The organism is Streptomyces sp. NPDC127100, assembly GCF_042724095.1.
Classification (GTDB): Bacteria; Actinomycetota; Actinomycetes; order Streptomycetales; family Streptomycetaceae; genus Streptomyces.
In genome coordinates, this window is sequence record NZ_JBHXFL010000038.1 from 59,523 (window position 1) to 71,832 (window position 12,310).

General features: G+C 74.0%; 12 protein-coding genes. 4 read left to right on the forward strand and 8 right to left on the reverse strand.

Annotation, left to right across the window (positions count from 1 at the left end):
• Positions 1-141 precede the first annotated feature (141 nt).
• From mshC to ACFWJB_RS27600, 4 genes are all read right to left on the reverse strand, one after another.
• Positions 142-1,371, reverse strand: a complete 1,230-nt coding sequence (gene mshC / locus ACFWJB_RS27585) for a cysteine--1-D-myo-inosityl 2-amino-2-deoxy-alpha-D-glucopyranoside ligase (RefSeq protein WP_386925504.1) — start codon at positions 1,369-1,371, stop codon at positions 142-144.
• Between the two features lie 100 nt (positions 1,372-1,471).
• A complete protein-coding gene (locus tag ACFWJB_RS27590) occupies positions 1,472-2,302 on the reverse strand; it encodes an SCO1664 family protein (RefSeq protein WP_386925506.1) in 831 nt (276 codons plus the stop codon).
• Complete coding sequence (locus ACFWJB_RS27595; protein WP_385472823.1) at positions 2,266-2,856, reverse strand: DUF3090 domain-containing protein; 591 nt, start codon at positions 2,854-2,856, stop codon at positions 2,266-2,268. The genes ACFWJB_RS27590 and ACFWJB_RS27595 overlap by 37 nt, the downstream gene beginning before the upstream one ends.
• Before the next feature lie 84 nt (positions 2,857-2,940).
• Positions 2,941-3,627, reverse strand: a complete 687-nt coding sequence (locus tag ACFWJB_RS27600) for a histidine phosphatase family protein (protein WP_385472821.1) — start codon at positions 3,625-3,627, stop codon at positions 2,941-2,943.
• 63 nt (positions 3,628-3,690) lie between these two features.
• On the opposite strand from ACFWJB_RS27600, the gene corA reads away from it, so the two are divergent.
• A complete protein-coding gene (gene corA / locus ACFWJB_RS27605) occupies positions 3,691-4,686 on the forward strand; it encodes a magnesium/cobalt transporter CorA (RefSeq protein ID WP_385472817.1) in 996 nt (331 codons plus the stop codon).
• A gap of 21 nt (positions 4,687-4,707) precedes the next feature.
• Here the strand turns inward: corA and ACFWJB_RS27610 are convergent, their stop codons facing one another.
• Entirely contained in the window at positions 4,708-5,496 is a 789-nt protein-coding gene (locus ACFWJB_RS27610) for a ferritin-like domain-containing protein (RefSeq protein WP_385472816.1), read from the reverse strand.
• Positions 5,497-5,739: 243 nt separating this feature from the next.
• Positions 5,740-6,795: an LLM class F420-dependent oxidoreductase gene (locus tag ACFWJB_RS27615; RefSeq protein WP_386925509.1), complete on the reverse strand. Its 1,056-nt coding sequence runs from the start codon at positions 6,793-6,795 to the stop codon at positions 5,740-5,742.
• A gap of 110 nt (positions 6,796-6,905) precedes the next feature.
• On the opposite strand from ACFWJB_RS27615, the gene ACFWJB_RS27620 reads away from it, so the two are divergent.
• Both ACFWJB_RS27620 and ACFWJB_RS27625 read left to right on the forward strand, forming a co-directional pair.
• A complete protein-coding gene (locus ACFWJB_RS27620) occupies positions 6,906-7,892 on the forward strand; it encodes an aldo/keto reductase (RefSeq protein WP_385472810.1) in 987 nt (328 codons plus the stop codon).
• Positions 7,889-10,183, forward strand: a complete 2,295-nt coding sequence (locus tag ACFWJB_RS27625; protein ID WP_386925511.1) for a helix-hairpin-helix domain-containing protein — start codon at positions 7,889-7,891, stop codon at positions 10,181-10,183. The genes ACFWJB_RS27620 and ACFWJB_RS27625 overlap by 4 nt, the downstream gene beginning before the upstream one ends.
• 90 nt (positions 10,184-10,273) lie before the next feature.
• Here ACFWJB_RS27625 and ACFWJB_RS27630 read toward each other — a convergent pair whose 3' ends face one another.
• On the reverse strand, positions 10,274-11,017 hold the full coding sequence (locus ACFWJB_RS27630) for a hypothetical protein (protein WP_386925513.1): 744 nt from the start codon (positions 11,015-11,017) through the stop codon (positions 10,274-10,276).
• A gap of 47 nt (positions 11,018-11,064) precedes the next feature.
• Between ACFWJB_RS27630 and ACFWJB_RS27635 the strand changes: the two genes are divergently transcribed.
• Complete coding sequence (locus ACFWJB_RS27635) at positions 11,065-11,253, forward strand: DUF5703 family protein (protein WP_161163089.1); 189 nt, start codon at positions 11,065-11,067, stop codon at positions 11,251-11,253.
• 83 nt (positions 11,254-11,336) lie between these two features.
• On the opposite strand, the gene ACFWJB_RS27640 is transcribed toward ACFWJB_RS27635, so the two are convergent.
• Positions 11,337-12,137, reverse strand: coding sequence for a chaplin family protein (locus ACFWJB_RS27640; protein WP_386925516.1), 801 nt, complete (start codon positions 12,135-12,137; stop codon positions 11,337-11,339).
• Positions 12,138-12,310 lie beyond the last annotated feature (173 nt).

Sequence of the window (12,310 nt, forward strand, 5' to 3'; positions counted from 1 at the left end):
CGTCACACCCGGCCCGCCCCCCGGGGGCCCCCCCCCCCGCGTAGGGGGGGGGGCCCCGCCGTGGTCGGGGGGGTCGCCTGAGCGAACCCGGGGCGGGGGGCCGCTCCCGGGGGGCACCCCCCCCCTCTTGCGTGCGGGTGCCTACAGTGCGACGCCGAGCAGGGCGTCGACGGCGCGGGAGACGACGCCGGGCGCGCCGGTGTCCGTACCGCCGGTCTCCTGCTGGCGGGCCGCCCAGCGGTCGACGGCGTCCAGCGCGGCCGGGGAGTCCAGGTCGTTCGCGAGGGCCTCGCGGATCTCCTCGACGAGCGCCTCGGCGGGCGGGCCGTCGGGCCGCGACACGGCGGCGCGCCACCTGTCCAGCCGGGCGACGGCGTCCGTCAGCACCTGGTCGGTCCACTCCCAGTCGGAGCGGTAGTGGTGGGCGAGCAGCGTGAGCCGGATGGCGGCCGGGTCGACGCCGTCGCGGCGCAACCGGGAGACGAAGACCAGGTTGCCCTTGGACTTGGACATCTTCTCGCCGTCGAGGGCGACCATGCCGGCGTGGACGTACGCCTTGGCCATGGGGAACTCGCCGGTGAGCACCTGGGCGTGCGAGGCCCCCATCTCGTGGTGCGGGAAGGCGAGGTCGGAGCCGCCGCCCTGGACATCGAAGCCCATGCCGAGGTGGTCGAGGGCGATGGCCACGCACTCGATGTGCCAGCCGGGGCGTCCGCGGCCGAGGGAGCCGCCGTCCCAGCTGGGCTCGCCCTCGCGGGCGGCCATCCACAGCATCGGGTCGAGCGGGTTCTTCTTGCCCGGACGGTCCGGGTCGCCGCCCCGCTCGGCGGACAGCAGCCGCATGGCGGCCGCGTCGAGGTGGGAGACGCCGCCGAAGTGGGGGTCGGACTCGACGGAGAAGTAGATGTCCCCCTCGAGCTCGTAGGCGGCGCCGGCGTCGCGCAGCCGCTCGACGAGCGGCACGATGCCGGGTATGGCCTCCACGGCGCCTATGTAGTGCCGGGGCGGGAGCATGCGCAGTGCGGTCATGTCCTCGCGGAAGAGGGCGGTCTCCTTCTCGGCGAGGGCGGTCCAGTCGACGCCGTCCCGCTCGGCCCGCTCCAGGAGGGGGTCGTCGACGTCGGTGACGTTCTGGACGTAGTGAACCTGCCGCTTGGTGTCGAGCCACACGCGCTGCACGAGGTCGAACGCGTTGTAGGTCGCCGCGTGACCCATGTGGGTGGCGTCGTACGGCGTGATGCCGCAGACGTAGATACGGGCGACGGGACCGGGGTCGAGGGTGACCGGACCGCCGGTCGCGGTGTCGTGGATCCTCAGGTCGCGGCCCTGACCAGGCAGGGCGGGGACCTCGGAAGCGGGCCAGGCATGCATGTCATGAGCCTAACCGGACGGCTGTACCGTCCACGAACCGGACCGGACCGGATGGCCGGTAAGGCGCTCTTGCGCGATACCGGCCGCTGTGCAAATGCCTCTACACCGGTGGCCAGGGGATGGCCGGCCACTCCCCGCTCGGTTCCGGGTGCTTCCCGGACTCCAGGAGCGCATCCACACGCGCGCGGGTGGCGTCCAGTTCGGCGGGGGTGATCAGTTCGCCGAGGCGGACGTCCAGCGGCCCGCCGTCCCCGAGGGCCTCCCGCAGGGCGCCGAGCGCCGCCAGGGCCTCCGCGGTCAGCGGGTCGCCCGCCCAGCCCCACAGGAGCGTCCGCAGCTTGTTCTCGGCGTGGAAGGTCACCCCGTGGTCGATGCCGTAGAGCCGCTCCCCGGCCGCGGGCAGCAGGTGGCCGCCCTTGCGGTCGGCGTTGTTGACGACGGCGTCCATGACGGCGAGCCGGCGCAGCCGCTCGTCGTCGGCGTGCACGAGCAGCGCCGTGCGGCCCTCGCCGACCTCGGCGAACGCGACGGCCTTCCAGCCGGGGCCGGGCTCCTCCGCGTCCACCAGGGCCAGCAGCTCCGACTCCGGCGCCGCGTCGATCCACAGCTGGACCATGCCCTCGCCGTACGGGCCGTCGCGCAGCACGGTGGGCGGTACGAGACCCCAGCCGGTCGCCTCGGAGACCTCGTACGCGGCGACCTCGCGCTGGGCGAGCGTGCCGTCCGGGAAGTCCCACAGGGGGCGCTCCCCCGCCACGGGCTTGTAGATGCAGGCCGCCTCGCGTCCGTCGTGCGCCACCGTGCAGTACAGCGCCGCGTTGGACGCCTCACGGATTTGACCGCGCACGGTCAGCTCGCCCCGGGCGAGCAGCTCTGCGGCCGCCGCGTCGGTGGTCACGCTCCGCGGCGGTATCCGTTCTGGCGCGGACATACGTGTCCTTCCGGGTCGAGGGGGAGGCTGCACAGCGGGCACGGCGGCCGCCCGGCGTTGACGACGTCGAGGGCGCGCTTGGCGAAGGCCCTGGCCTGCGCGCCGGTGAGGCGGACCCGGAGCATCGGGGGGCCGTTCTCCTCGTCCTGGAGGAGCCGTTCCTCGGCCTCCGCCAGATCCTCCTCGGACTCGGCCTCGAGCTCGACGAGGGCCTGCGCCTCGACGATCATGCACTGGTCCTCGCCGTCCCAGGCGAGCGCCATGGTGCCGACCCGGAACTCCTCCTCGATGGGGGTGTCCAGCGGCGCCGTGTCGGTGGCCTCGGTGGGGGCGACGGCGGGTACGACGGTGCTGCCGCCGCTACGCCGTACGACCTCGTCGAGCAGCTCGTCCATGCGTTCGGCGAGCGCGGCGACCTGCGTCTTCTCCAGGGCCACACTGGTCACCCGGGGGCCGGCGATGGCCTGGAGGAAGAACGTACGGCGTCCGGGCAGCCCGACCGTGCCGGCCACGAAGCGATCCGGTTGGTCGTAGAGGAACACCTGACGGGACACGTCCTGTCTCCATGGGAAGTCGGGGGAAGCGGGAATCGGGGGGCGGGCACAGCTGCGATCGCTTCACCCTACTGCGGGCGACGATCACGGTGCGCCCGCACCACCACCGACCGGGGCGTCGCCCTCCGCGGGCTCCTCGCGCGGCGCCAGGGAGGCGAAGTCGCCGGTGTCGCCGAGGCGGACGAGGAAGGGCCGCAGCCGGGTGTAGCGGATCGCGGTGACGGAGCAGGGTTCGACGGAGATGCGCTGGAAGAGGTCGAGGTGGAGGCCGAGTGCCTCCGCGACGAGGGACTTGATGATGTCGCCGTGGGAGCACATGAGGTAGACGGCGTCGGCGCCGTGGTCGCGCTCCACGCGCGCGTTCCACTCGCGGACCGCCTCGGCGGCGCGGGTCTGCATGGCGCGCATCGACTCGCCGCCGGGGAACGCGGCCGCGGAGGGGTGCGCCTGCACCACCTCCATCAGGGGCTCGTCCTTGAGTTCGGCGAGCTTGCGGCCGGACCAGTCGCCGTAGTGGCACTCCCCGATCCGTTCGTCGGTGTGCGCCCGCAGTCCGGGGCGGGCGTCGAGCAGGGGCCGGATCGTCTCCTGACAGCGCTGCAGCGGGCTGGCGACGACCTCGGCGAGCGGCAGGGCGGCGAGCCGCGCGGGCAGGGCGGCGGCCTGAGCGGCGCCGCGTTCGTCGAGGGCGACGCCGGGCGTCCAGCCGGCGAGCAGCCCCTCGGTGTTGGCGGTGGAACGTCCGTGCCTAACCAGGATCAGCGTGGGCATGCGGCCAGGGTAGGCGCACGGCGTACGGTGCGAGGACGAAGGGGCGAGGGGAGACGGCGTTCGGTGATCGTGGACTGTGCCATCTACCGGGACGGGCACCGGACGGACGGGCCCGAGGACTTCTCCGACGCGCTCGGCGAGGCGCGCGGGGCGGGCGGCTTCGTGTGGGTCGGGCTGCACGAGCCGACGGAGGAGGAGTTCGACCTGGTCACCGAGGAGTTCGGGCTGCATCCGCTGGCCGTCGAGGACGCCCTGAAGGCGCACCAGCGGCCCAAGCTGGAGGTGTACGAGGACTCGCTCTTCGCCGTCCTCAAGCCGGTGGTGTACGAGCCGGAGAGCGACACCGTGTCCACCGGTGAGCTCATGCTCTTCCTGGGCGACGGGTTCGTGGTCGTCGTCCGGCACGGCGAGGGCTCTCCGCTGAAGGCCGTGCGGCAGCGTCTGGAGCACGAACCGGAACTGCTCGGCAAGGGCCCCACCTCGGTGCTGTACGCGATAGCCGACGCCGCGGTCGACCACTACCTGGACGTGGCCACCGAGCTGCAGACCGACCTGGAGGAGCTGGAGGCGGAGGTCTTCTCGCCGGAGGGGGGCGGCTCGCGGCACACGGCGTCGCGCATCTACAACTTCAAGCGGCAGATCCTGGAGTTCCGCCGGGCGACGGGTCCGCTGGCGCCGCCGCTGGCCCGCCTGGCCGGGACGGGGGCGTTCGGCGCCGGGGTTCCGTTCGTGAACGACAAGGCGCGGCCGTTCTTCCGGGACGTCAACGACCACCTCACGCGGGTGAACGAGTCGGTGGAGGGTCTCGACCGGCTGGTCTCCGACATCCTGTCCGCGCACCTGGCGCAGACGAGCGTCCGCCAGAACGACGACATGCGGAAGATCTCCGCGTGGGCGGCCATGGCCGCGGTGCCCACGATGATCGCGGGGATCTACGGCATGAACTTCGACCACATGCCGGAGCTGCACTGGGTGTGGTCCTATCCGGCGGTGATCGCGCTGATGGCCGTCCTGGAGGTGCTGCTGTTCAGGCAGTTCAAGCGCCGGGGCTGGCTCTGACCGGGGCGGGCGAGGGGTGCGTCAGGCGAGCTCGGGGGCCGCGGTCGCGGGTCCGCCGAGGGCGTCGCGCCGCTCGGGCGCCCGCAGGGTCACCATCCGGCGCCAGCCGGCCAGCCGCTCGTAGGCGTACACCGCGTGGATGCCCGCCGCGAGCAGCGCCGACCTCGCCCGCGACCAGCCGAGCAGGCGTCCCATGCGGGCCATCACCGCGAGGCTGACGTCCCGGTGGACGCGGATCTCGGCGTGCGCGCAGTCGCGCAGCGTCCGCTGGATGTAGCGGCCGTGTCCGGCGGCGGCGTAGCGCAGCAGTTCCTCGTGCGAGTAGGCGAGGTGGTTGTCCTCGTCGGCCGAGATCATGCGCACGGCCCGCCCCACGTCGGGGTGGTCCCCGAAGTGCTTCAGGAGCATCGCCATCTGCTCGGCCGCGCGCTGCTCGGTGACCCTGCTGTGCGCGAGGTAGGTGATGACGTCCCGCACGGTCAGGGGCCGGTCGGCCCTGAGCTTGTCGTGGGCGAGGCCGATGCCGTGGCGTTCGAGGAGCATGGTGTAGTCGGTCTCGGGGGGCACGTCGACGGGTTCGAGGCCGCGCTTCCTCAGCAGGGCGCCGAAGATCCGCCCGTGCTTGTCCTCGTCCGCGCCGTGCCGCGTGATCTTGGGGGCGAGGGCGCGCTCGCTCTCCGGTACCAGCGCCGCGATGCGCGCGTTCTCCCAGCCGCCCTGCGACTCGCCGCTGGCGGCGATGGAGCAGAAGAGCCGGAACGACTCGTCGTTGTCGAGGATCTCCTGGAACAGGCTCTTGGCCGAAAGCATCGCTGACACCTCTCCGCCTCCGCAGGGCTGCGCGTCGTCCGCGGTCTCCGCAGAAGACGAGTCAAGTGCGCGGCGCGGGACACGGCAACAGGTGCGAGGGGGAAGTGCGCCGAACGAAGGAGGGCGTGCCCTCGACAGGGCGTAACCCCGCACGCGCGGACGCGTTGTTCCGCGTGACGGCCGTGGCGGGGAGGACCCCCGAGCCCCCACCACGGCCGCGGAACTTCGGCGACGCGCCCCGCGTCAGGCGAGCCCGGCGCGCTCCAGGGCCTCGGTGCCGGCGCGGAGCGCGGCGATCCGCTCGTCCAGGGTGAAGCCCGCGGGGGCGAGGGTCAGCGTGGTGACACCGGCGGCGGCGTAGGCCTTCATGCGGTCCGCGATCCGGTCGACGCTGCCGAGCAGCGTCGTCCGGTCGATCAGGTCGTGCGGTACGGCCGCGGCGGCTCCCTGCTTGTCACCGGCCAGGTACTTGTCCTGGATCTCGGCGGCCTCGCGCTCGTACCCCATGCGCTGGGCGAGCTGGTTGTAGAAGTTCTGCTTGCGGCTGCCCATGCCGCCCACGTAGAGCGCGGTGTAGGGGCGGAAGGTGTCGGCGAGCGCGCTGACGTCCTTGTCGTCGCCGAGGGCGAGCGGCAGGGTCGGGACGACGTCGAAGCCCTCGAGGGTCTTCCCGGCCTTCTCGCGCCCGGCGCGCAGATGCCCGATCGCGGTCTCCTCCAGGTGGTCGGCGGAGGGGAAGATCAGCAGGGCGCCGTCGGCGATCTCACCGGTCTGCTCGAGGTTCTTCGGGCCGATCGCGGCGATGTACAGCGGAATGTGCTCGCGCTTCGGGTGCACGGTCAGCTTGATCGGCTTGCCGGGGCCGCCGGGCAGCGGCAGCGTCCAGTGCTGCCCCTCGTACGACAGCCGCTCGCGGGTCATGGCCCGGCGCACGATCTCGACGTACTCGCGGGTGCGGGCGAGCGGCTTGTCGAACTTCACGCCGTACCAGCCCTCGGAGACCTGCGGCCCGGAGACGCCGAGGCCGAGGCGGAACCGGCCGCCCGAGAGGGAGTCGAGGGTGGCGGCCGTCATCGCGGTCATGGCCGGCTGACGGGCGGGGATCTGGAAGATGGCCGAGCCGACGTCGATGCGCTCGGTCTGGGCGGCCACCCAGGTGAGCACCGTCGCGGCGTCCGAGCCGTAGGCCTCGGCGGCCCAGCATACGGCGTAGCCGAGCCGGTCCGCCTCCTGGGCGACGGCCAGGTTGTCCGCGTCCATTCCGGCACCCCAGTAGCCGAGGTTGATCCCGAGCTGCATGGCCGATTCCCCTTACCGATCAGTAACGTCTGGTGCCCCGACCCTAGCGCGTGAATTCGGTTGTCCACAGGCCCCCACGGCGCGGGCCGTGGCCAGTAATCTCGGCGTTCATGGAGCAGAGGCATCTGGGTCGCACCGGCCTGCGCGTGTCCCGCATCGGTCTGGGCACCCTGACCTGGGGCAGGAGCACCGACGAGCACGACGCGGCGGACCTCCTGAAGACCTTCTGGGAAGCGGGCGGGACCCTCGTCGACACCGCGGACGTGTACGGCGACGGGGAGGCCGAGTACCTCCTCGGCCGGCTCATGGAGGGCCTGGTGCCGCGCCGGGACCTGGTCATCTCCACCAAGGCGGGCAGCGTTCCGGATCCCGAACGCCGCTCCGACGGCTCGCGCGGCCATCTGCTCTCCGCGCTGGACGCCTCCCTGGCCCGGCTGGGCACGGACCACGTCGACGTGTGGCATCTGCACGCCTTCGACCCGCACACGCCGCTGGAGGAGACGCTGCACGCCCTGGACGTGGCGGTCGGCAGCGGCCGCGCCCGCTACGCCGGGGTCTCGAACTTCTGCGGCTGGCAGCTCGCCAAGGCCGCGACCTGGCAGCTGGCGGCGCCGGGCGTGCGCAGCAGGCTGGCGAGCACGCAGATGGAGTACTCGCTGCTGCAGCGCGGCGTCGAGCGCGAGGTGCTGCCGGCCGCCCTGGACCTGGGCATCGGTCTACTGCCCTCCTCGCCGCTGGGCCGGGGAGTCCTCACGGGCAAGTACCGCAAGGACGCGACGCCGCCGGACTCGCGGGGCGCCTCGGACCAGCTGGCCCCGTTCGTCGAGCCCTACCTCGACGAGGCGGCCGGTCACATCGTGGACGCGGTGGCGACGGCGGCGGACGGGCTGGCGGTGACCCCGCTCCAGGTCGCCCTCGCCTGGGTGCGGGACCGGCCCGGGGTGGTCGCCCCGATCATCGGCCCGCGCAACGCGCGGCAGCTCACGGCGGCGTTGTCAGTGGAGACCCTTAGTCTTCCTGACGAGATCTGCCGGGCGCTCGACGACGTGTCGGCGCCCGTGCACCGCTATCCCGATCACGAGTGGAGCACGCTGTGAGCACGTCGCCCGAACCCGCCGAGGACACCGCGGACGCCGTGGACGCCGAGCCGGGAACGCCGGGCGCCGCGCAGGAGGCCACACCGGACGACGCCGCCGGCACGGAGACTCCCGAGGGACCGCGGGCCACGGAGCCCGAGGGTGCCGCGGCCGGGGCGGGCGACGGCGGGGAGGCGCCGCCGGCCGGGGACGGCGCGGCGGCCCAGGTTTCCGAGGCGGAGGCCGAGCTGGCCGCCCAGCGGCTCGAGCGGGAGCGGATCGAGCGGCGGAAGGCGGAGAAGCAGCAGCCGATCGACAGCGGCGCCAAGCTCAGCGGCACGGCGGCCGAGCTGCTCGCCGCCGTGCGCGCCGTGGAGAGCGGCGAGAAGCCGGCCGCGACGGTCTTCGACGAGTCCCGTCCCGCGCCCCGCCGCCCCGCCCCCGAGCCGGTACGACGCCCGCGGCCGGCACCGGCCGAGCCGGTGACCGTGCCCCCGGGACCCGCGCCGGAGACCGTCCAGGCCGTGCGGCGCGTCCTGGCCGAGGGCGGCGCCCCGGAGACGCTCGCGCCGCGGACCGCCGCGCTCCTCGGTGAGGCGGCGGAGGAGTCGCTGCGCGCGGACCCCTGGCAGCTGCTGCGGGTCACCGGGGTCCGGCCGGAGCAGGCCGACGGCTTCGCCCGGGCGCTGCTCGGCGCGGAATGCGGCCCGGACGACGAGCGGCGGGGGCGTGCGGTCACCGTCTGGCTGCTGGAGCAGGCGGCCCTGACCGGTCACACTGCTCTGGAACTGCCCCGGCTCACGACCGCGCTGGCCCAGCGGGGCGTGCCCGATCCGGACGCCGCCGTCCAGAGCACGCTGGCCGAGGGCGAGGCCCTGGCCTTCCAGGACGCCCTGGAGGAGACCGGCCCCCAAGCCGGCCGCCGCCCGGACGACGGGCCCGCGGACGCGGAGGGGGCGGACGAGGCCGGGGAACGGCCGGTCCGTGTCCTGGTCGGTCTGGAGCGGTACGCGCTGGCGGAGGAGAGTCTCGCCGACGGCCTCGCCCGGCTGGTCAACTCGGTGCCCAAGCAGGACGGTGCGGACGACTGGGAGCGGGCGGCCGCGGCCGCGGAGGGTTCCGCCGCGGACCTGATCCGGGCGGTCGCGGGCCACGGGCTGGTCCTGCACACCGGCGGGGAGGCGTCCCTGGCCGAGCCGGCGGCCCTGCTGGCGGCCGCGCACGCTCTCGGGCTGCGCGCCTGGGCCGCCGCGCACGGCCCGCTCGGCCGCGACCGCTTCGCCGGGCTCGTGGGCGACCGGCGGACGGCGCCCCGGCCCGACTCCCCCACGCCGGACGGACCGGCCCCGGACGGCACGCGGGTGGTCACCGTCGCCGGGCTGCTGGCCGGGACCGAGGGGCCCGGGCGCGACGCGGACGGCGCGCTGGACCTGGACCTGCTCGTCGTGCTCGACGCGCCGCAGGTGGACGTCGAGACGGGCGCCCTGCTGGCGGAGTCGCTGCCCGACGGGGCGCGGCTGGTGCTGGCCGGCGACCCGGGCGTGCTGTGGTCCGTGGGCCCGGGGCGGGTCTTCGCGGATCTGCTGGCGGCGCGGATCTGCCCCCAGGTCGCCTCCCGGCGTCCGGACCCGGGTCCGCTGGGCGAGCTGGTCTCCGGCATCGGCATCGGTGAGCTGAGCCAGGTGGAAGCGCCCGGCAAGGAGGTCGTGATCGTGCCGGTGCGGGACGCGGGCGAGGCCGTGCACCGGACCGTGCAGCTCGTGGCGGACTCGGTGCCGCGCGCGATCGGCGTCCCCGCCGAGGAGACGCTGGTGATCACGCCGGGCCACGGCGGCGCCGCGGGCACGCGGGCGCTCAACGCGGCGCTGAAGGAACGGCTGAACCCGGGCCCCGGCCGCTTCGGCGGTTTCGACCCCGGGGACCGTGTCGTCCACTCCCCCGTGCCGGGCCGTACGCTGCCGGGCCGCGTGGTGACGGCCGACGCCGACGGGCTGCACCTGTCCTGCGCGGGCGAGGCCGTCGTCGTCCCGAAGGAGCGGCTGGAGGGGACCGTGCGGCACGGGTGGGCGCTGACCGCGCACCAGGCCGCCGGCGGCCGGTGGCCCGCGGTGGTCGTGGTGCTGCCCGGAGACGCCGCGCAGGCGCTCAGCCGCCCGTGGGTCTACACGGCGTTCGGCCGGGCGGCCCGTCATCTGTCCGTGGTGCACGGTGTTGACCAGGCGCTGCCCCGTGCCGTCGCCGAGGTGCCGGCCAAGCCGCGCACGACCCGGCTGCAGGCGCTGCTGGCTCCGCAGGTTCCGGTGAGCGGCTGAGCCGCCGGACGCGGCCGACGGCGGCACGTGCGACGGCGGCGGTCCACGGGGACGTCCTCCCGTGAACCGCCGCCGTGCGAGGTGTGCCGCTCAGCGGTCCGTCCGCGGCCCCTCCGGCGCGCCGTCCTGTTCGTCGTCCTCTTCCCCGTCCGGTTCGTCGTCGAGGTCGGTGTCGAGGTCCGTCTCGAGGTCCTCCTCCAGCGCCGGTACGTCGTCATCGTCGTCGTCGAACTCGTCGTCGAAGACCGCGCTGACGTCGAAGCGGCAGACCACGCGCTGGGAGTCGACCTGGTCGAACGGCGCCTCGAGCCACTCGCCGGGTTCGGCGCTTTCGTCCGCGGCGGTCACCCAGAGCGTGGAGTCGCCCTCCTCGAGGCCGAACTCCTTGTGCCGGGAGGCGATCTCGTCAGCCTCGAACTCGCCGAACAGGATGCCGAGCGCCCCGTGGACCGTGCCGGCGACGTCCGCGCCCACGGCCGCCTCGTCGTCGGCCGCCTCGATCCGCCGCGCCTGCGCCATCAGCCGCTGCGGCTCCGCCACCGCGTAGTCGCGGCGGATCAGCACGCTCAGCGCGTTCGGTTCCTCGGGGCCCGTATACGGCAGTGTGTCGTCCGCGCCGGGGATCTCGAACGGGGTCACCTCGTCGTAGCGGTCGTAGAGCAACTCGTCGTAGGCCTCCGCGGCCGCGGCCAGCTCGTTGAACGCCTGGTAGACGGCCGGGTCCTCCTCCCCCGACCTGCGTTCGACCGCGGCCAGGTGGCGGTCGAGCGCGGTCTTGACCGCCTCGGCGGCGGCGCGTACCTCGGCAGCGGTGGGCTGCGCAGCATCAGACATAGTGCAGACGCTATCCGTACCGGGCCCCAGCCCGCACAATAGATGCGATGCCGGAATACGAATTTGTCGACGTGTACGTGCCACGCGGGGTCTCCCGCAAGGAGACGACACGTCTGCTGACCGACCACGCCGAGTACGGACACTGGGAGTTGTACCGCCTGAGCCTGCTGCGCGACGGCAGTCGCAAGGTGCGGCTGCGGCGACGGATCATCCGCCAGGTGCGCGCCACCTGGTGAGCACGGCGACGCCCGGGCGACCGGGCGCCGGTGACACGACAACGGGAGCGGGCCCCGCCGAGGCGGGGCCCGCTCCGTGTGCGTCAGGCCGCGGCGCGCGCCCTGCGGTAGAGGACCGTGCCCGCGAGCAGCGCGCCCGCGCCCACCGGCAGGGCGAGCCCCAGCGGCAGGTCGCTGCCGGTCTCGGCGAGCTGCGCGTCGCCACCGGGCCGGGTGACGTCCTGGGTGCCCGGCTGGTTGACGTGCGAGGAGCCGCCCGGCGTCTTGTCACCCGGGGCGCCGGGGGCACCGGGCTCACCCGGGGTGCCGGGGTTACCAGGGTTGCCGGGCTCACCCGGATTGCCAGGGTTACCGGGCTCACCCGGGGTGCCGGGGTTACCAGGGTTGCCGGGGTTACCGGGGTTGCCGGGCTCACCCGGATTACCGGGGTTGCCCGGCTCGCCCGGCGGGGTGGTGTGGGATCCGCCACCCCCGTTGGCGCAGTGGTTGCCCTTGGCCGGGTTGAGGACACCGACGACGTTCACGCTGTTGCCGCAGACGTTCACCGGCACGTGCACCGGCACCTGCACGGTGTTGCCGGAGCCGACCCCGGGCGAGCCGGTGGCGCGTCCGCCGGCGTGCGCACCGTCGTGGCCGCCACCGCCCTCGTTGGCGCACACGTTGCCCACCGCCGGGTTGAGGACGCCGATGACGTCGACCGTGTTGCCGCAGACGTTGACCGGCACGTGCACGGGCACCTGCACCGTGTTGCCGGACAGCACGCCGGGCGAATTCGACGTCGCTCCTCGTGCCCCCGAGTCGGCGTGGGCGACGCCGCCCACCGCGGCGAGCACACCGGTGGCGGCCGCCATCGTCATCAGGCCCTTGCGGGTGACCTGTCGCATTTCCGAAATCCCTGCCTTGCCTAGTCCCACAGCGCCGGTAATTCCGTCGTTTCCGACGCCGACGCACGCTGATGTTCCTTTTCCCGGAAGTCCGTCGGCCCCGGAGCGCATGGCGCGCCCGCCGGGGGCCGCCGGCGCGCAACCGCCAGGGGCGCGACGCCACCAGACAAGTT